This window comes from Escherichia sp. E2586, from assembly GCF_005781105.1.
Classification (GTDB): domain Bacteria; phylum Pseudomonadota; class Gammaproteobacteria; order Enterobacterales; family Enterobacteriaceae; genus Escherichia.
Map to the genome: position 1 here is coordinate 34,877 of NZ_VATN01000007.1, position 19,255 is coordinate 54,131.

General features: G+C 49.4%; 22 protein-coding genes and 1 riboswitch. Of the genes, 9 read left to right on the plus strand and 13 right to left on the minus strand.

The window, feature by feature from the left end; all coding sequences use genetic code 11:
* Nucleotides 1–55: 55 nt before the first annotated feature.
* From ibsE to FEK50_RS08090, 5 genes are all read right to left on the minus strand, one after another.
* Nucleotides 56–115: a type I toxin-antitoxin system Ibs family toxin gene (gene ibsE, locus FEK50_RS08070; RefSeq protein WP_001387082.1), complete on the minus strand. Its 60-nt coding sequence runs from the start codon at nt 113–115 to the stop codon at nt 56–58.
* A 315-nt stretch (nt 116–430) separates the two neighbouring features.
* Nucleotides 431–490: a type I toxin-antitoxin system Ibs family toxin gene (locus FEK50_RS08075; protein ID WP_104917541.1), complete on the minus strand. Its 60-nt coding sequence runs from the start codon at nt 488–490 to the stop codon at nt 431–433.
* 316 nt (nt 491–806) lie between these two features.
* A complete protein-coding gene (locus FEK50_RS08080; RefSeq protein ID WP_001387081.1) occupies nt 807–866 on the minus strand; it encodes a type I toxin-antitoxin system Ibs family toxin in 60 nt (19 codons plus the stop codon).
* Nucleotides 867–1,104: 238 nt separating this feature from the next.
* Complete coding sequence (locus FEK50_RS08085; protein WP_130218218.1) at nt 1,105–2,766, minus strand: flotillin family protein; 1,662 nt, start codon at nt 2,764–2,766, stop codon at nt 1,105–1,107.
* A 26-nt stretch (nt 2,767–2,792) separates the two neighbouring features.
* A complete protein-coding gene (locus FEK50_RS08090) occupies nt 2,793–3,422 on the minus strand; it encodes an OB-fold-containig protein (protein ID WP_131162531.1) in 630 nt (209 codons plus the stop codon).
* A gap of 266 nt (nt 3,423–3,688) precedes the next feature.
* Here FEK50_RS08090 and glgS point away from each other — a divergent pair, with 266 nt between their 5' ends.
* Nucleotides 3,689–3,889 (plus strand): cell surface composition regulator GlgS, encoded by a 201-nt coding sequence (glgS, locus tag FEK50_RS08095; RefSeq protein ID WP_130210460.1) that lies wholly within the window; start codon nt 3,689–3,691, stop codon nt 3,887–3,889.
* Nucleotides 3,890–3,923: 34 nt separating this feature from the next.
* Here glgS and ubiK read toward each other — a convergent pair whose 3' ends face one another.
* Nucleotides 3,924–4,223, minus strand: a complete 300-nt coding sequence (gene ubiK / locus FEK50_RS08100) for a ubiquinone biosynthesis accessory factor UbiK (RefSeq protein WP_064529620.1) — start codon at nt 4,221–4,223, stop codon at nt 3,924–3,926.
* 121 nt (nt 4,224–4,344) lie between these two features.
* A riboswitch (FMN riboswitch) is annotated at nt 4,345–4,493 on the plus strand.
* Nucleotides 4,494–4,596: 103 nt separating this feature from the next.
* On the opposite strand from ubiK, the gene ribB reads away from it, so the two are divergent.
* Both ribB and yqiD read left to right on the plus strand, forming a co-directional pair.
* Nucleotides 4,597–5,250 carry a 3,4-dihydroxy-2-butanone-4-phosphate synthase gene (ribB, locus tag FEK50_RS08105; protein ID WP_131162530.1) on the plus strand — a complete coding sequence of 218 codons (654 nt, stop codon included), beginning with the start codon at nt 4,597–4,599 and terminating at the stop codon, nt 5,248–5,250.
* A gap of 263 nt (nt 5,251–5,513) precedes the next feature.
* On the plus strand, nt 5,514–5,684 hold the full coding sequence (yqiD, locus tag FEK50_RS24170) for a protein YqiD (protein ID WP_165382779.1): 171 nt from the start codon (nt 5,514–5,516) through the stop codon (nt 5,682–5,684).
* Nucleotides 5,685–5,739: 55 nt separating this feature from the next.
* Here the strand turns inward: yqiD and zupT are convergent, their stop codons facing one another.
* Complete coding sequence (gene zupT, locus FEK50_RS08110) at nt 5,740–6,513, minus strand: zinc transporter ZupT (RefSeq protein WP_001295627.1); 774 nt, start codon at nt 6,511–6,513, stop codon at nt 5,740–5,742.
* 142 nt (nt 6,514–6,655) lie between these two features.
* Here zupT and ygiD point away from each other — a divergent pair, with 142 nt between their 5' ends.
* On the plus strand, nt 6,656–7,444 hold the full coding sequence (gene ygiD, locus FEK50_RS08115; RefSeq protein ID WP_167852359.1) for a 4,5-DOPA dioxygenase extradiol: 789 nt from the start codon (nt 6,656–6,658) through the stop codon (nt 7,442–7,444).
* Nucleotides 7,445–7,491: 47 nt separating this feature from the next.
* Here the strand turns inward: ygiD and dsbI are convergent, their stop codons facing one another.
* From dsbI to tolC, 6 genes are all read right to left on the minus strand, one after another.
* Complete coding sequence (gene dsbI, locus FEK50_RS08120) at nt 7,492–8,163, minus strand: protein-disulfide oxidoreductase DsbI (protein ID WP_130218214.1); 672 nt, start codon at nt 8,161–8,163, stop codon at nt 7,492–7,494.
* A gap of 14 nt (nt 8,164–8,177) precedes the next feature.
* Nucleotides 8,178–8,846, minus strand: coding sequence for a thiol:disulfide interchange protein DsbA/DsbL (locus tag FEK50_RS08125; protein ID WP_131162528.1), 669 nt, complete (start codon nt 8,844–8,846; stop codon nt 8,178–8,180).
* 17 nt (nt 8,847–8,863) lie between these two features.
* Nucleotides 8,864–10,660 (minus strand): aryl-sulfate sulfotransferase, encoded by a 1,797-nt coding sequence (locus FEK50_RS08130; RefSeq protein WP_131162527.1) that lies wholly within the window; start codon nt 10,658–10,660, stop codon nt 8,864–8,866.
* Between the two features lie 482 nt (nt 10,661–11,142).
* Entirely contained in the window at nt 11,143–12,303 is a 1,161-nt protein-coding gene (locus FEK50_RS08135; protein WP_130210363.1) for a glutathionylspermidine synthase family protein, read from the minus strand.
* Between the two features lie 5 nt (nt 12,304–12,308).
* Nucleotides 12,309–12,980, minus strand: coding sequence for a DUF1190 family protein (locus FEK50_RS08140; protein WP_000831534.1), 672 nt, complete (start codon nt 12,978–12,980; stop codon nt 12,309–12,311).
* Between the two features lie 147 nt (nt 12,981–13,127).
* Nucleotides 13,128–14,609: an outer membrane channel protein TolC gene (gene tolC / locus FEK50_RS08145; protein ID WP_130210361.1), complete on the minus strand. Its 1,482-nt coding sequence runs from the start codon at nt 14,607–14,609 to the stop codon at nt 13,128–13,130.
* A gap of 204 nt (nt 14,610–14,813) precedes the next feature.
* Between tolC and nudF the strand changes: the two genes are divergently transcribed.
* The 5 genes from nudF to parE are packed head-to-tail and all read left to right on the plus strand — an operon-like array spanning nt 14,814 to nt 19,220.
* Nucleotides 14,814–15,443, plus strand: a complete 630-nt coding sequence (gene nudF / locus FEK50_RS08150) for an ADP-ribose diphosphatase (protein ID WP_021564655.1) — start codon at nt 14,814–14,816, stop codon at nt 15,441–15,443.
* A complete protein-coding gene (locus tag FEK50_RS08155; protein ID WP_000833390.1) occupies nt 15,444–15,866 on the plus strand; it encodes a DUF1249 family protein in 423 nt (140 codons plus the stop codon). It abuts the gene before it with no gap.
* Nucleotides 15,867–15,890: 24 nt separating this feature from the next.
* On the plus strand, nt 15,891–16,718 hold the full coding sequence (cpdA, locus tag FEK50_RS08160) for a 3',5'-cyclic-AMP phosphodiesterase (RefSeq protein ID WP_130218206.1): 828 nt from the start codon (nt 15,891–15,893) through the stop codon (nt 16,716–16,718).
* The gene (yqiA, locus tag FEK50_RS08165; protein ID WP_000105733.1) at nt 16,718–17,299 is read left to right on the plus strand and encodes an esterase YqiA; all 582 of its coding nucleotides are present in this window, start codon (nt 16,718–16,720) and stop codon (nt 17,297–17,299) included. Before cpdA ends, yqiA begins: the two co-directional genes overlap by 1 nt.
* Nucleotides 17,300–17,327: 28 nt before the next feature.
* A complete protein-coding gene (gene parE, locus FEK50_RS08170; RefSeq protein ID WP_130210353.1) occupies nt 17,328–19,220 on the plus strand; it encodes a DNA topoisomerase IV subunit B in 1,893 nt (630 codons plus the stop codon).
* Nucleotides 19,221–19,255: the final 35 nt, after the last annotated feature.

The window sequence follows — 19,255 nt, forward strand, 5'->3', positions numbered from 1 at the left end:
ACCTAGAGTAAAGGAACAAGGGTAAGGGAGGATTTCTCCCCCCTCTGATGAGTTGTTAGTAAGTCGGGAAACTTAACAGTAACAACACAACCAGTATGATGACGAACTTCATCATAACCCTTTCCTTCTATAAGGCCCCTTCTTCGGGAGGGGCTTTCCCGTTTCAGCCCCTTACTGACTCCCCGATTGTTGATTAGCGCATGACCCCGCGCAACGCTTTCCCTGATGCAGTTTTCTCTTCCCCGAGTTGACTCGCAACACGCTGTAACAACCTGATCATTTGCACTTTTTAGCGGAACGCAGATATAAAAATCTCCGGCTTTTTGGGCCAGGGATGTGTGTTAATGAAACCTTCTTGACGCTGTTGTTTTTTCAACCTAGAGTAAAGGGACAAGGGTGAGGGAGGATTTCTCCCCCCTCTGATTGGCTGTTAGTAAGCGTGGAAACTTATCAGTAACAACACAATCAGTATGATGACGAGCTTCATCATAACCCTTTCCTTCTGTAAGGCCCCTTCCTCGGGAGGGGCTTTCCCGTTTCAGCCCCTTGCTGACTCCCCGGTTGTTGATTAGCGCCTGACCCCGCGCAACGCTTTCCCTGATACAGATTTCTCTTCCCCGAGTCGACTCGCAAAACGCTGTAACAACCTGATCATTTGCACTTTTTAGCGGAATGCAGATATAAAAAATCCCCGGCTTTTTGGGCCAGGGATGTGTGTTAATGAAACCTTCTTGACGCTGTTGTTTTTTCAACCTAGAGTAAAGGAACAAGGGTGAGGGAGGATTTCTCCCCCCTCTGATTGGCTGTTAATAAGCTGCGAAACTTACGAGTAACAACACAATCAGTATGATGACAAGCTTCATCATAACCCTTTCCTTCTGTAAGGCCCCTTCCTCGGGAGGGGCTTTCCCGTTTCAGCCCCTTGCTGACTCCCCGATTGTTGATTAGCGCTGGACCCCGCGCAACGCTTTCCCTGATACAGTTTTCTCTTCCCCGAGCGGTCACGTAAAACGCTGTAACAAACTGATCATTTGCACTTTTTAGTGGAACGCAGATATAAAAAATCCCCGGCTTTTTGGGCCAGGGATGTTCATAGATGAAAATTTATTCTACGTTTTCTGCGACGGGAGTTGTTGAGGTTAAGGGTGAAGTCAATGCCGCCAGCGAGCCGCCTGAAACGCCAATTTCATTGAGCAAGGAGTCAATCAGCGGTGCCTGTGTGCGGTAAGAAAGGGCGGCAGACAATGCCTGTTCCGCCAGATTTCCGCCACCAACGCTGCCTGATGCCGCATCTCCCGCAGCGCCACCACGGTTCAATCCATCGACCTGAATAATCTTGATGCCGTCGATAGACTTCATCGGTTCAACGGATTTCTCTATTACCGCAGGTAACGACTGTAATAGCGCCAGTTTGAATTTAAGGCTGGTTTGTTCATCAGAAAGCACGTTGATTGCATCGTTCAGCGCACGTTGCGCTTCTGCTTCCGCCAGACCTTTTTTACGCGTAGCTTCGGCTAACTCAACGATCGCTGCCGCCTGCATTTCTGCGGCTTCTTTCTCTGCTTTTGCTCGGACGGTCAGTTCGACCGCTTTGGTTTCTGCGTCTTGCGCTGCTGCGATCAGCGCCACCTGCTTAGCACGATCGGCTTCGGCTGTCTGGCGAGTGGTTTCTACGTTTTGTTGCGCACTTACCGCTTCTGCAAGTGCGAGGTTGGCACGCGCTTCCGCCTGTGATTGTTGTTCTGATTTTGCCGCAATAGCGATCGATTTCGTCTGGTTGGCGATTTCGGTAACCTGCTGCTGTTCGATCTCTTTAATGCGAACTTCACGTTCAGCCTCAACCTTTCTTGAGCGGACGGCCTGTTCGCGGTCGATTTCCGTTTCCTGAATCTGTCGTTCAGCCAGAATTCGCGTCTGCTCTGCTTCACGACGACGTTCAGCTTCAAAAGCCGCAATTTTCGCATTCTGCTCAGCGGTACGGGTTTTAACCTGCTGCTCCTGCTCAAGCGTCATAAACGCTTCTTGCTGTTCAATCTCCAGCTTCCGCGAAAGAGCGTCTCGATTTTTCTCACGAACTGCAACTTCTACATCCTGTTCAACTTCGTTACGCTCGCGACGACGGCGTTCCGTCTCCTGGGTTAGTTTGGTCAAACCTTCGGCGTCAAAAGCGTTGTTCGGGTTAAAATGCTCTTTCGAAGTCTGGTTAAAGTTGGTGAGTGAAACACTTTCCAGTTCCAGTCCGTTTTTCGACAAGTCTTCTGCCACGGTATTTTGTACACCCTGCACGAAGTTCTCGCGGGTATCCTGTAACTCATGCATGGTCATTTGCGCAGCGGTGGCGCGTAGGGCATCGACGAATTTATCCTCGACCAGCATACGTAAATCTTCTGGTGATAGCGTGCGTTGCCCCAACGTCTGGGCCGCAGTGGCGATGCCTTCTACTGACGGTTTTACCCGTACAAAGAAAGCCACTACAACATCAACACGCATACGATCTTTCGTAATCAGGCTATCAATAGTAGAACGGCTGACTTCCAGCTTAAGCGTATTCATATTGATAGGAATGATTTCGTGGAAGATCGGCATTACGATTGCGCCGCCGCTCATTACCACTTTTTGCCCGCCTAACCCGGTACGAACAAATGCCTGCTCGGCAGATGCCCGACGATAAAGTCGCGCGAAAATAATACCGATAATAAACAGAACACATACGGCAACAATCGCCATAAACATCCATGACGGTACTAAGTTAACGATATCATCCATTATTAAATTTCCTTTTGTTTAAATATTTACAATATATTTGGCCAGGGATTTTTTTCTGCTAAATATCGTGTTGCAGAAAGTCGGCAAATAATCAATACCTTGTCACCTTTGGTGAAGTTTTTTCCTTCTTCAGGTTCCAGTAATAAATAGTGTATTTGACCAAATTGATCGGTAAGTTTTCCTTCACAGGGTCTGCCTGATATTGCCTGATGACCGGTAATTAATGCCATGCAGCCAATATATTCTTCTTCTGTAATAGCAGAACTATGATCGCGAGGAATCCAGGGGGCGATCGCCTTGCCGATATAATGCACTGTAATAACAGTGAGCAGTAAACAAATAGGAACCACCAACAGGTTTGAGAGTGGAGCTTTCCAGACCGTCACGCAGGCATGCTGTAGAACGATGCCGATAAGGCCAAAAAAACCAGCCAACAGGCAGAGGATGACGAGGGCTGGTAGCCTTCCAATATTAAGATAATGAAGTGCCTGACTAATATTACCTGTGGTTATGGAATCGTAATGATCAAGATGTGCATCAAGAGCACCGGAGAGCATGTGACCGCAGACAATAGCAATAATTTCTAACAGGCCGATCAAAAGTACAAAGGAAATAGCGAAAAGATAAGGTGTGTTATAGTCGGCAAATAAAATCATCAGTCACTCCATCGTCCATTCAGTGACGCATTGTTTACTATGGTATGATTTCCTTTCTTACATTTATCTTTGCTAATAATAACATGCGTTAGTGAAATTTTAAAAGGGAAAGTCTTTTAACGTTGTAATTATTTTCAATAAAAAGTGTGATCCAAAACAATATATTTACGCACGTTATGTTTAAAGGCACTACACTGATTAAGGAATACTGAAATCAGAAAAAGCATATGGCCTTAAAAGGTATGCGATAACCGGAGGATGTGCTTATGGATCATGGTCTTAATTCTTTAAATAATTTCGATTTCCTGGCGCGTAGTTTTGCCAGAATGAATGCTGAAGGTCGACCGGTCGATATTCTGGCCGTCACTGGTAATATGGATGAAGAACACAGAACCTGGTTTTGCGCTCGTTATGCCTGGTATTGCCAGCAAATGACACAGTCAAGAGAACTGGAACTAGAACATTGAGATTACGGGCCGTCAGGCCCGTTTTTGTGGTGCTCTATTCTGCTTTATCAACTGGCGGGATGGCGGGAGGAGATTGAACTTCTGCTGCCGGATTACTACGAGCTTCCAGTTCACTGATGCGCTGCTCCAGTAACGCCAGTTTCTCACGAGTCCGTAACAGGACCTGCGTCTGCACATCAAATTCTTCGCGGCTTACCAAATCGAGGCGAGTCAGCTGTGCTTGTAGGGTTTGGCGGATTTTTTTCTCCACATCTTCCCCGAACTCCCTGATTCCTTTAGGCATTGATTCGTGAACCTGGCGAGCAATTTGCTCAATTTTTTTCGGGTCAATCATTGTAGTTTCCCTGTACTGATAGGTGTTTGGTGCCATTGTAGTGCGATAAGGGTAAGTCATAAACCAGAATTATGTGAACCTATGCGTTGCTGCCGCTAATCATTAGCGTTATAGTGAATCCGCTTATTCTCAGGGCGGGGCGAAATTCCCCACCGGCGGTAAATCAACTCAGTTGAAAGCCCGCGAGCGCTTTGGGTGCAAACTCAAAGGACAGCAGATCCGGTGTAATTCCGGGGCCGACGGTTAGAGTCCGGATGGGAGAGAGTAACGATTCTGTCGGGCATGGACCCGCTCACGTTATTTTGGCTATATGCCGCCACTCCTAAGACTGCCCTGATTCTGGTAACCATAATTTTAGTGAGGTTTTTTTACCATGAATCAGACGCTACTTTCCTCTTTTGGTACGCCTTTCGAACGTGTTGAAAATGCACTGGCTGCGCTGCGTGAAGGACGCGGTGTGATGGTGCTTGATGATGAAGACCGTGAAAACGAAGGCGATATGATCTTCCCGGCAGAAACCATGACCGTTGAGCAGATGGCTCTGACCATTCGCCACGGTAGCGGTATTGTTTGCTTGTGCATACCCGAAGAACGCCGTAAACAACTCGATCTGCCAATGATGGTCGAAAATAATACCAGCGCCTATGGCACTGGTTTTACCGTGACCATTGAAGCTGCTGAAGGTGTGACTACCGGTGTTTCTGCCGCTGACCGTATCACGACTGTTCGCGCTGCGATTGCTGATGGTGCTAAACCTTCAGACTTGAATCGCCCTGGCCACGTTTTCCCATTGCGCGCACAGGCGGGGGGTGTACTGACTCGTGGCGGTCATACCGAAGCGACTATTGATCTGATGACGCTGGCAGGCTTTAAACCTGCAGGTGTGCTGTGTGAACTGACTAATGACGATGGCACTATGGCCCGCGCGCCAGAGTGCATCGAGTTTGCCAACAAACACAATATGGCGCTGGTCACTATTGAGGATCTGGTTGCATACCGTCAGGCGCATGAGCGCAAAGCTAGCTGAAAATAACTGCTAAAACTGGTGCGATAATCAAAGAAACCGAAGCTGTTGAAGGCTTCGGTTTTATTTTGCCCTTACCCTGCTGAATGTAAATTTCACCGCTTTATCTATGAGTAAATTTCACTAATATCAGACAACCTTTTTCATTATGATCAAAATCATATAAATGTTCCGATATTATGCGACCATATAAATATATCCGAAAATGGATATGTGAAATTTATGCGCTAAATGTTTGGTATTGTTAAATATTAAGGGTAAAAAGGATGTTTATCTCCTGGTACTGGATTGTATTGATTGCGCTGGTTGTGGTGGGGTATTTCCTGCATTTGAAACGTTATTGCCGGGCGTTTCGCCAGGACAGAGACGCACTGCTTGAAGCGAGAAACAAATACTTAAACAGTGCGAGAGAAGAGACAGCAGAAAAGCTGGAGTAGTGCTTCTGCGATGCCTGCAGATGTTGTCCATGCTGGACAACATCTGAAGTTGTTTTCAACCAATTCCCGCCGTTTGTAACAGCACTAAACTAAATCCCATTACTGACATCCCACACAGCACGCCATAGCTGGGATTATTATTGGGATCAATCTCTTTGGCTAACGGCATTAATTCGTCCACGGAGAGCGCCACCATGATTCCTGCAACCGCCGCCATGATTGCCGCCATGACCACCGGGGAAATCATGCTACCAAGGATTAACCACGCCAGAACGCCGCCGAGAATTTCCGCCAGCCCAGAAATCCCCGCCCACAGAATTGCGGTGCGTTTCGACCCCGTTGCCGCGTAAACCGGCCCCGCAACCGCCAGACCTTCAGGAATATTGTGCAAAGCCACGGCCAGTGCGATGCCAAAGCCCAGCTCCAGGTTACTGCTTGCCGTAACAAAGGTGGCAATCCCTTCCGGGAAGTTATGCAGACTGATTCCAAGAGTGAGCAGAATAGCAGTGCGCTTGATTGATTTGGGCAACGGTTGCACCGATTTTTGCATTAAATCCTGCGGATGCGCATGCGGCAACATGCGGTCCAGACCAAAATAGCCCAGCAGACCAAAAATAAACATCCCGTAGCCCAGAACGGGGGACATTCCTTCGGCGGCTAATGCGGCAGGGAGCATCTCCATCAATGAGATAAGCAACATGATCCCCGCCGCAAACCCTAGCGAAAATGCCAGCAGTCGGTTCGAGGGTTTTTGCCCGAGAACGCCGAGAAACGCGCCAATAAACGTGGCTGCCCCCGCCAGTATGGTCAGAATGAGAGGTACTGACATCGACAACTCCTTATAAATCTTCACCTTCAGGCAGATCGTCAAAATAACTGATGATGATCATCATCGTTATCCGGGTTCTTACTCCGCCGAACAAGCGTATTGTGAGGATATCAAAATGACACCTTTAGTTAAGGATATCATCATGTCTTCAACACGTATGCCAGCATTGTTTTTAGGTCACGGTAGTCCGATGAACGTGCTGGAAGATAATTTGTATACCCGCAGCTGGCAGAAGTTGGGGATGACATTGCCACGCCCGCAAGCGATTGTCGTGGTTTCGGCTCACTGGTTTACCCGTGGTACAGGAGTGACTGCGATGGAGACGCCGCCAACGATTCATGACTTTGGCGGCTTTCCGCAGGCGCTGTACGACACCCATTATCCGGCTCCTGGCTCACCGGCTTTGGCTCAGCGATTGGTTGAGCTGTTAGCGCCAGTGCCTGTCACACTGGATAAAGAAGCCTGGGGCTTTGACCACGGCTCGTGGGGCGTACTAATTAAGATGTATCCGCAAGCGGATATCCCGATGGTGCAGTTGAGTATCGACAGTACCAAACCCGCCGCCTGGCACTTTGAGATGGGGCGTAAACTGGCAGCGCTGCGAGATGAAGGAATAATGTTGGTCGCCAGCGGTAACGTGGTGCATAACCTGCGCACGGTGAAATGGCATGGCGATAGTTCCCCCTATCCGTGGGCGACGTCGTTTAATGAGTATGTGAAAGCGAATCTGACGTGGCAAGGACCGGTGGAGCAGCATCCTCTGGTGAATTATCTCGACCATGAAGGTGGCGCGTTATCGAATCCAACACCGGAGCATTACCTGCCGCTATTGTATGTTTTAGGTGCATGGGATGGGCAGGAGCCAATTACCATTCCGGTCGATGGTATAGAAATGGGCAGTTTAAGTATGTTGTCGGTGCAGGTAGGTTAATAGATGAAGAAAACCGAAGCCAATTTCTGGCTTCGGTTTGCATTACCTTACTTTCTCAGCAGCTTGAGTCCCCATGCGCCGCTCATCACTAATAGCAGCAATAAGCAAAGACCAAAAGCCAACATACAGGCCTGAGCCATGTTCATAAAGTGCCACGGTGGTAGCAGATACCAGCCTTCAGATTGCTGATACATCGCCACAAACCACTGCTGCATACTGCTCAGTGTGACGCCATCGGGAACGATTGGCGCATCATAGCCGCAATCTCCGGTAGGTTTGAACCAGTTTGGTGCCCACTGTGCCAGCGGCAGGTTAAATGGGAAAGTTGGATCGGTAGAGCAACCCTGAACGCCAAACAGTGAATCGGGATCCGGGTTATGCACCGCATGGTGGATATCGTTCAGTTTGAATGAAAACTTCAGCCCCATGATGCTGCCGTAAAATGCCATCACGCAGCCAATCAGCTTAAGGATGATGTTCTTCGGGTTGATCGCCGCAACCAATCCTCCAATAACCATCACAAACATGGCATAGCGAATGTATACACATTGCTCACAGGGGGCCATGTAGAGATAGATCTGGAAGAAAGAGTGCGCCAGGATAATTAACGCGCCCATCGCAACGGCCATTAACAACCACAAAAAGCGTTGCTCCTGCCATCTGACCAGTGTGTCGACTGGTGATGTGCGAAGGTCTTTCCACATTCCCTTAATACCCATAGCCTGTTTCCCTGTTATTTGCTTGCTAACTCACGGATAAGGTCTGCCATCGCGTCGATGGATTTGATGCTCTTGGTGTAGATCAAGTACTTACCATTAACGACATAAGCCGGAACACCCTGGATTTTGGCGACTTCATAAGAGGCTTTCCATTTTTCCAGTGTTTCTTGTACCGCTGGCTCTTTCAGTGCAGCTTCAAAATCTGCCTGGCTCATACCAGCAGCATCCAGACCCGTTTTGATAAAGGCAGCGGGATCTTTACCGTCAGACCAGCGTTCTTTTTTGTCGTGATAAGCCGCGTAGTAGGCAAACTTGGCTTTCTTAAACTGAGAGTTAGCATCAAATAAGGAAATACCTGCTGCTTTATCTTTATTGATCAAGACAGCAAAGACTTCGCTCGCCTGTTTACCATATTCGCCTTTGGTTTCCAGATGGAACGGCGTGAAAGCAACGACATCTTTCACTTTTTCCGATACCGGACCGGTAACCGCTTTGTCGTACTTGTAACAGAACGGGCAGGCGTAGCTGAATACCTTAATCAGCGTTTTGTCGGCATTCGGAATCGGTTTTTCCAGTACCATATAATCCGTGCCTTCGGTAAATGCAGAAGCAGTAAATGAAACCGCCAGAGCCGCAGTAAGCAGTACGCTTTTAAACAGTGATGAGATCTCTAATTTCGACATTTTTATTCCCTTCTTAATTATTTAAACATCTGTTTTGGACGGACTAACAGCGCACGGTAGTGAGTCTGGTTGGGTTTATCAGACATCACGTCGATTTCCACTTTCACTTCTTTGGTTTTGTAGTCGATCTCGTTCAACTTGCCGACGGTCGGCTGGCCGACGTCAAACAGATGAATGGAGCCACCGAAGCCGAACATGGTGTTACGGTCAGCCTGGTATTCGATAATGGAGGTGATTGGGCTATAGAAATCGTAACCGCGTTCTTTACCGTATTCCCAAACTTGCTGAACGGTACCTTTCTTCTCATCAATCTTATATTCCACAAAACGGGAATATTTCATGGTTGGTAAGGCAGGTTGTTCCAGATGGCGACCGTCGCCGTTATCAAAGATAGTGAGTGTACCTTTGCTGGAGATCCATGCGGTATGCTGGGTATAGGTAAAGTCGAAGTCTGAGTTTTCACACAGGCCATTTTCGTTACAGGTGATCGGCTTACCGTTAGCGTCAACGGGTTTCAGCAATTTGCTGGCCAATGGTTTTTCCCAGCCTTTCGAGGGGGCAAGGATCCATTTCACTTGTTTATCACGACCAATTTTCACAACGCCCTGGTGACGAGACGAGAGGATAATTGAGTCATCTTTCGCGTCATAGGCGATGGAGTTGACGTGCGCCCAGTTACGACCTGGTCCTACACCCAGCGCGTCGCCAAACGGCGTATCTGGTTCCAGTTTTGCCTGCTGTCCGGCGTGAGCAAGATCAACGTTAACGCAAACTGCGCCTGCATCCAGTGCACCGAGCAGAGCATCACGTTTCGGATCGAGGATCTTCGTCAGATCCCATACATCGACAACGCGACCAGATTTATCGACTTCGAGGATATGATCACGAATGGTGGTGACGTGTACGCCGTCATCGCGACGGTAGTTACTCTTACCTACGCGCAACAGTACCGTACCATTAGGCGTCTCAATGGATTCATGAGTGGCGTCAGCGAATCCGCGCGGCAGTTTATGATCTTCCAGCACCTGACCCATCATGTCGAACTCGTACCAGTGCTGGCCTTGTACTGCGGTAAAGGTGCCGCGTGGTGTTTCGCGGATACCCATCAGATAACCACGTTTGTTGATATTACGGTCACGGCCATCGTAGAAGGTGTCTTGATCCAGCCACCAGCGGTATTCACCTTCGGTATCGACAATGAAAGTAAAGGGCGCGATATCAAAGGGCAGTGCGCCGGTTGCCGGACCTGCATCGAGGATCCCTGCATTTTTATCTTTCTCACCGTGCCAGTGGAGATCGGAACCTTGTGCAGTAAAGGTGTGGGTATTAACCAGATAGAGGCGATCTTCAAAACCAGGTGCGACTTTAACGACTTTGGTCTGCTGTAGATCAGAGATGGAACGGTTATCCATGTAATTGTTGACGATGGCTGAAGTTTGCACCACGTAATCATCTTTCATGGCCTTGCCGTTTTCTTTCCACTCAACGGTCACTTTGTTGGCAAATTTCTGATAAAGACCAAAAATCGGTACACCATCGTAAGTTTTTAGTGACTCCTGGCCCACGGAATAGCTGATTTCAACGCCTTTTTCGCCCTTCCCGTGGACGGTAACTTTGACGTCAGAAATGACGTGGCTATCTAAGTCAACCAGAGCGGTCAGTGGTGCATTGCCGTAGGGATCGACAATGATTGCACCGAGTTGCCCGGCAGGTGGTGCAGGTTTAAAACCCGCCGCCATTACGCTAGTTGCAGACAACCCCAGGGCTAATGCTACTGTTCCGGCTACTAGTGTTTTTCTATATTTATCAAACATGGATATATCTCCTTATATAACGCAAATATATAATAATGATGAATATCGACTGTTGAGATGGTACTAATAAATTTGTTTTGTGAATAAATAATGTAACTCTAATAAAACATGAGAATGTTTTGCTGCTTTTGAATATGTTGTTATTTGTTGAAATAACTATTTATTTTTAATGGATAGTAGGGTGGCGATATATCAATAACAATGTTCAATATTGCGTAGTGTGATCTCTGCGACATTGTTTTTTAATTATTAAATTAAAATATGAAGAGGTAAATATAAAATATTTAATATATATCAATGTGTTGTGCGGTGATTTATTTACTTACTTTAATTGCAATACCACTTACATATGACGATTTAACATTAAATTGGTTATTAATGTTAAATAAAAGTTGGAGATGTATGGATTTATATATTGATGAAGATTATAAATGATGGATTATGAAAAGTTGCCCCGATTATCGGGGCAATATTAAGCAGTGTTATTCAACAAAAATATGTGGATAAAACCGAGACATATCCTGGGTGATCAACGCACGGTCTTCACGAATGCCAATTCCGGCGGGTTGATCGTTCACCAGCCAGCTACCAATCAGCATATAACTGTCGCCAAATTTTGGTAACGGATGGAATTGCTGAACAATCATGCCTTCTTCGCCATACGGACCTTCTGCTGCTTCAATGGTTTTGCCATTCTCGATAATCGACACGTTTGCGCCTTCACGCGAGAAGATTGGCTTAACCACATATTTTTCCATTTCTGGATAATCATCTTCAGCAAAATAAGCGGGCAACAGGTTCGGATGATTCGGGAACATCTCCCATAGTAGCGGCAGAAGTGCTTTGTTGGAGATAATGCTCTTCCACGCCGGTTCCAGCCAGCGTACGCCAGCATCTTCCAGCTTGGTGGAGAACATCTCGCGCAGCATAAATTCCCATGGATAAAGCTTGAACAGGTTAGCAATCACCTGATCCTGCAAATCCGTGAACTGACCTTTTTCGCCTAAACCAATATCGTCGATGTACAGGAACTCGGTAGCGATTTCAGCTTCCGTCGCGCAGTCCTGCAAATACTGGATGGTGCCACGATCTTCCACCGTGTCACGACAGCAGGTGAGATGCAGCAACTGGAAGCCATACTGTTCACGCAGCTCGACAAAGCGATCGATCAGCTTTTCTTGCAGACTGTTAAACTGGTCGCTGCCTTCCGGCAGGTTGCCCGCGTTAAGCTGATCTTCCAGCCAGATCCACTGAAAGAATGCTGCTTCATACAGTGACGTGGGCGTATCAGCGTTATTTTCCAGAAGTTTAGGTTCGCCAGTGCCATCCCACGCCAGATCAAGGCGTGAATAAAGCGACGGCTGGTGCGTCAACCATGACTGACGCACAAAACTCCACGTGTGCTTTGGAATGCGGAATTTGGTCATCAGCTCATCGCTGGAGATCACTTTTTCCACCACTTTCAGGCACATCTGGTGCAGTTCGGCGGTGACGTCTTCCAGCTTTTCAACCTGGGCGAGGGTCAACTTGTAGTAAGCATCTTCACACCAGTACGGCTCGCCGTACATGGTGTGAAAATTGAAACCGTATTCGTGGGCTTTTTCACGCCAGTCTGGGCGCTCGGTAATACTGACTCTTTCCATCGGTATCAGCCACCCATTGAACGAGAAGAGGTGCCGGTTGCGCTACGCTGCATAGTGCTTTGTTTGGCAACAGATTCACCAAAACCGCCACGGGTAACGGTAGTGGTGGTCGCCGGTTTTGGTGCCATTGCCGTCTTCGGTACGGTCATGGTGCGGCCTGGCTGGGCTGCGCCATAGTTTTTACCCGTCGCGTCGGTATATTTACCATAAGCCGGGCTGGCTGGGTTTTTCGAGGAGAACAGCGGCTGCTGTGCAAATCCCGCGCCGCCGCCCATCAGACGTCCCATCATGTAGCCGGCCATCAGCGGCATCCAGAAACTCCCGCTGGATTGCTGGGCCTGCGCCTGGTTTTCAGGTGCCATGCCAGCCTGGGCTGGTGCCTGCTGGCACTGACCTTCACCAAATTCGGCAATACAGTCTTCACGAGTGGCGTATTTCGGCGCAGTACGTTCTGCTTCTTTCAGCGCATTGTTGTACGCGGTGGTACATTCGGCGCTTTTGCCTGGGTTTGCAGCTGAACAGTCGTCAGCATTTTGATAGAGAGACACTGTTTCATCACTCTTTTCACAGCCTGCCAGCATAAAAACAGTAGCAACAGCGAGAGCGACAGGTGTCAGGTGGCGTGCGCTCCAGTTTTTGCGGAACGATGCGTGGCGTATGGATTTTGTCCGTTTCATTTTTGTCTTCCGGGACCAGTGGTAAATACCCATCAGAATAGAGGATGGCTGGTCGAAATTGAAGCGAGAAGGGGGAAGAATGCGGCAGATAACCTGTATCTTTACGTTGCCTTACGTTCAGACGGGGCCGAAGCCCCGTCGTCGTCATCAGTTACGGAAAGGGTTATGACCGTTACTGGTGTTAGTGCGTGCGGATGCTTGCTGAACGGCTGGAGCCGGGCTATCAGGTGCATAACCATCAGCAATAGCATTCTGTTCTGGCGTTTGCGGCGCGACGTTTTCCGGGTTAGTGGAAACCGGTTTGCTCAGCGCATTGTTCAGTGCCAGCAGATCCTGCTCGTTCAGCGTACCCAGAGCTGATTTAATATTCAGCTGGTTAATCAGGTAGTTATAACGCGCATTCGCCAGTTCTTGCTTGGCGTTGTACAGCGTAGTGGTCGCATCCAACACGTCAACAATGGTACGCGTACCGACCGAGTAGCCCGCTTCCATCGCGTCTAAAGAGCTTTGGGCGGAAACCACGGCTTGTTTGTAGGCGTTAATGCTACTAATAGATGCATTAATGTTGTTGAAGGAGGAACGCACGGTCTGCACGACGCTACGATGGGCGCTTTCCAGTTGCTCGCTGGCGCCGACAAAGTTGTACTGTGCCTGTTTCACCTGCGAGTTAACCATTCCGCCCTGATAAATCGGCAGCGAGAAGCTCAGGCCCACTTTGTTCTGGCCCATATTGCTGTCGTCATATTGGGTACCTGTCGCACCACGGGTTTTTGAACCGCTGTAAGAGGTGTCAGAAATTCCGGTAGAGGCCGTCAAATCCAGAGTCGGTAAGTGACCGTCCTGCGCCTGGCGAATTTGCTCGCGCGCCAGATCCTGGCTCAAACGTGCCTGTAACAGCGACAGGTTGCGTTTTTCGGCTTCTTTCAGCAGCGCGTTAACCGGCTGTGGCTTGTCGGTCTTGAAGTTTTCGACATTCAGCGCCGCCAGTTCCGGATAGTAGTTACCGGTGATCTGACGCAGCTGCTCAACGGCGTTGTCGAGGTTGTTACGTGCGGTCACTTCGTTCGCCAGCACGGTATCGTACTGTGCGCGGGCGTTCTGCACGTCGGTGATCGCCACCAGGCCCACGTTAAAGCGTTGGGTGGTTTGATCTAACTGACGGTAGATTGCCTCTTTTTGTGCCTGAGTATAAGAAAGCACGTCAATGGCATTCAACACGTTGAAATAAGCGGTCGCGGTGTTGAGGATCAAAGTTTGTTGATCGGTCTGGTAAGTGACGTCCTGAATACCGGCAGCTTTTTCCTGCAAGGTCAGTGCGCGCCATTTCGACATATCGAAAATGGACTGGGTCAACTGCAGGGACGCACTGGTTGCGTTAGAGTTGATGCCGTTCGCGTCGCGGTAGCCGTTGCTGTAGGTGTAATCTGCACCTAAACCTAGCTGTGGCAGTAATGGACTGCGAGCTTCATTAATTTTTTCAAAGGCAGCATCACGATCGGCGGCAGACTTACGCAATTCCGGGTTACTAAGGCGTGCTTGCTGATAAACTTGCATCAGGTTCTCGGCCTGGCTCAACGAACTGAACCCAGAAAGGCTCAGGCCGATAAGAATGGGGAGCAATTTCTTCATTTGCATTCCTTGTGGTGAAGCAGTATTTAGCGCGATCAAACTGTAAAATTATTGCGGATTCTAGCAGAAGCCGCTACCGCAAAAGGTTGGCGTTACGTGCCATAGGGCGTTAATGTGCCTCAATTTAACACATGACTGCTCAAACGGCAGTCAAACGTCGCTGAAATTCACATTTTATTCACTATTAGTGCCAGGACATTAGCCATGCTTAAGCCAGACAACCTGCCCGTTACATTTGGCAAAAACGATGTAGAAATTATTGCACGAGAAACACTTTATCGCGGCTTTTTTTCATTAGATCTTTATAGATTTCGTCATCGTTTATTCAACGGGCAAATGAGTCATGAGGTCCGGCGGGAAATTTTTGAACGCGGTCACGCCGCAGTCTTGCTACCCTTTGACCCAGTGCGCGATGAAGTTGTACTGATTGAGCAGATACGAATCGCCGCGTATGACACCAGCGAAACGCCCTGGTTACTGGAAATGGTTGCCGGGATGATTGAAGAAGGTGAGAGTGTGGAAGATGTTGCCCGTCGCGAAGCGATTGAAGAGGCGGGACTAAAAGTGAAACGGACCAAACCGGTGTTAAGTTTCCTGGCAAGCCCAGGCGGCACCAGCGAGCGTTCGTCAATTATGGTGGGCGAAGTGGACGCCACGACCGCAAGCGGCATTCACGGTCTGGCTGATGAAAACGAAGATATTCGCGTTCATGTGGTAAGTCGGGAACAGGCATACCAATGGGTAGAAGAGGGGAAAATCGACAACGCAGCGTCGGTCATCGCTTTGCAATGGCTGCAACTGCATCATCAAGCGTTAAAAAATGAGTGGGCATAAATGAAGCGTTACACACCTGACTTTCCTGAAATGATGCGCCTGTGCGAGATGAACTTTTCACAATTGCGCCGTTTGTTACCGCGCAATGACGCACCCGGTGAAACTGTAAGCTATCAGGTGGCAAACGCACAATATCGGCTAACGATTGTGGAATCGACCCGATACACTACCCTGGTGACTATTGAACAGATTGCGCCAGCGATCAGTTACTGGAGCCTTCCGTCGATGACTGTGCGTCTGTATCATGACGCGATGGTGGCTGAAGTGTGTTCAAGTCAGCAGATTTTTCGCTTCAAAGCGCGGTATGATTATCCTAATAAAAAGTTGCATCAACGCGACGAAAAGCATCAAATTAATCAGTTTTTAGCGGACTGGTTGCGATACTGTTTAGCACATGGAGCGATGGCGATTCCGGTTTATTAGCGTCGTGAAACCTAAGGACACCATTTGGAAAGCCTGTTAACCCTTCCTCTGGCTGGTGAGTCCAGAGTCAGGATTTTACAAATTACCGATACTCACCTGTTTGCGCAAAAGCACGAAGCCCTGTTAGGGGTGAACACCTGGGAAAGTTACCAGGCGGTGCTGGAGGCGATTCGCCCACACCAGCACGAATTCGACCTGATTGTCGCGACAGGTGATTTAGCGCAGGATCAAACGGCTGCGGCCTATCAGCACTTCGCTGAAGGCATCGCAAGTTTTCGTGCGCCCTGCGTCTGGCTGCCGGGCAACCATGATTTCCAGCCTGCGATGTACAGCGCGCTACAGGACGCGGGTATATCTTCAGCGAAACGCGTGTTTATCGGTGAACAGTGGCAAATCCTGTTGCTGGACAGCCAGGTGTTTGGCGTACCGCACGGTGAGCTAAGCGAGTTTCAACTCGAGTGGCTGGAACGTAAACTGGCTGATGCGCCAGAGCGCCATACCTTGCTTTTGCTGCATCATCATCCGTTGCCTGCGGGCTGTAGCTGGCTTGACCAACACAGTCTGCGTAACGCGGGTGAACTGGATAACGTGCTGGTGAAGTTTCCGCACGTCAAATATCTGTTATGCGGCCATATCCATCAGGAACTGGATCTCGACTGGAATGGTCGTCGCCTGCTGGCAACGCCATCGACCTGCGTGCAGTTTAAGCCGCACTGTTCCAACTTCACGCTGGACACTATCGCGCCCGGTTGGCGTACGCTGGAACTCCATGCCGATGGTACGCTGACCACAGAAGTACACCGCCTGGCAGACTCCCGTTTCCAACCAGATACCGCTTCAGAAGGTTACTGATGTCGACGCTTCTTTATTTACACGGTTTCAATAGTTCGCCGCGTTCTGCGAAAGCGAGCTTGTTGAAAAACTGGCTGGCGGAACATCACCCTGACGTTGAGATGATTATTCCGCAGTTACCGCCGTATCCTTCCGATGCGGCAGAACTGCTGGAATCCATTGTCCTGGAACATGGCGGCGATTCGCTGGGTATTGTCGGTTCGTCACTGGGGGGATATTACGCCACCTGGTTGTCGCAATGTTTTATGCTGCCCGCAGTGGTGGTAAACCCGGCGGTGCGCCCGTTTGAACTGCTTACTGACTATCTCGGTCAGAACGAGAACCCCTACACCGGGCAGCAATATGTGCTAGAGTCTCGCCATATTTACGATCTTAAAGTCATGCAGATTGACCCGCTGGAAGCGCCGGATTTGATCTGGCTGCTGCAACAGACGGGAGATGAAGTGCTGGATTACCGCCAGGCGGTGGCGTACTACGCTTCCTGCCGCCAGACTGTTATAGAAGGCGGCAACCACGCATTCACGGGCTTCGAAGATTATTTCAACCCGATCGTCGATTTTCTTGGTCTGCACCATCTCTGACGATCAACTCGAATTACTAACTTAAACCATGACGCAAACTTATAACGCTGATGCCATTGAGGTACTCACCGGGCTTGAGCCGGTTCGCCGCCGTCCGGGGATGTATACCGATACCACTCGCCCTAACCATTTGGGGCAAGAAGTCATTGATAACAGTGTGGATGAAGCACTGGCCGGTCACGCAAAACGCGTGGACGTTATTTTACATGCTGACCAGTCGCTGGAAGTGATTGACGATGGCCGTGGGATGCCGGTGGATATTCACCCGGAAGAAGGTGTTCCGGCGGTAGAACTGATTCTTTGCCGTTTGCACGCGGGCGGTAAATTTTCTAACAAAAACTACCAGTTCTCTGGCGGTCTGCACGGCGTGGGGATCTCGGTGGTTAACGCCCTGTCGAAGCGCGTAGAAGTTAACGTGCGCCGCGATGGTCAGATTTATAACATCGCCTTTGAAAATGGCGAAAAGGTGCAGGATTTGCAGGTTGTTGGTACTTGCGGTAAACGCAACACTGGTACCAGCGTGCACTTCTGGCCGGATGAAACTTTCTTTGACAGCCCGCGCTTCTCTGTTTCCCGTCTTACACATGTGCTGAAAGCCAAAGCGGTACTGTGCCCTGGCGTTGAGATCACTTTTAAAGATGAGATCAACAATACCGAACAACGCTGGTGCTACCAGGACGGTCTGAATGATTACCTGGCGGAAGCGGTAAATGGTCTGCCGACGCTGCCAGAAAAACCGTTTATCGGTAATTTTTCTGGCGATACCGAAGCGGTGGACTGGGCGCTATTGTGGCTTCCTGAAGGTGGCGAACTGCTGACCGAAAGTTACGTCAACCTGATCCCAACGATGCAGGGCGGTACGCACGTTAACGGTCTGCGTCAGGGGCTGCTGGACGCGATGCGTGAGTTTTGCGAATACCGCAACATTCTGCCGCGCGGAGTGAAGCTGTCGGCGGAAGATATCTGGGATCGCTGTGCTTATGTGCTGTCGGTGAAAATGCAGGATCCGCAGTTTGCCGGGCAGACCAAAGAGCGTCTCTCTTCGCGTCAGTGTGCGGCATTCGTTTCGGGCGTGGTGAAAGATGCCTTCACCTTGTGGCTGAACCAGAACGTTCAGGCGGCTGAACTGCTGGCGGAGATGGCGATTTCCAGCGCCCAGCGCCGTATGCGTGCGGCCAAAAAAGTGGTGCGTAAAAAGCTGACCAGCGGCCCGGCACTGCCTGGCAAACTGGCAGACTGTACCGCGCAGGATCTTAACCGTACCGAACTGTTCCTTGTGGAAGGGGACTCTGCAGGCGGATCTGCCAAGCAGGCGCGCGATCGTGAATATCAGGCGATCATGCCGCTGAAAGGTAAGATCCTTAACACCTGGGAAGTTTCTTCCGACGAAGTGCTGGCCTCACAGGAAGTACACGATATTTCGGTAGCGATCGGTATCGATCCTGACAGCGACGATCTTAGCCAACTGCGTTATGGCAAGATCTGTATCCTGGCGGATGCTGACTCCGATGGTCTGCACATTGCCACGTTGCTCTGCGCCTTGTTTGTAAAACACTTCCGTACGCTGGTGAAACACGGTCACGTATATGTAGCGCTACCACCGCTCTACCGCATTGACCTTGGTAAAGAGGTCTATTACGCCTTGACGGAAGAAGAGAAAGAGGGCGTGCTCGAACAATTAAAACGCAAGAAAGGCAAGCCAAATGTCCAGCGTTTTAAAGGTCTGGGTGAAATGAACCCGCTGCAACTACGTGAAACCACGCTCGACCCGAACACTCGCCGTCTGGTGCAGTTGACCATCGACGATGAAGACGATCAGCGTACCGACGCGATGATGGACATGCTGCTGGCGAAGAAACGCTCGGAAGACCGCCGTAACTGGTTGCAAGAGAAAGGTGACATGGCGGAGATTGAGGTCTGATGATCTTCCCGTCAGGAGAATAAAACATAGCCCGG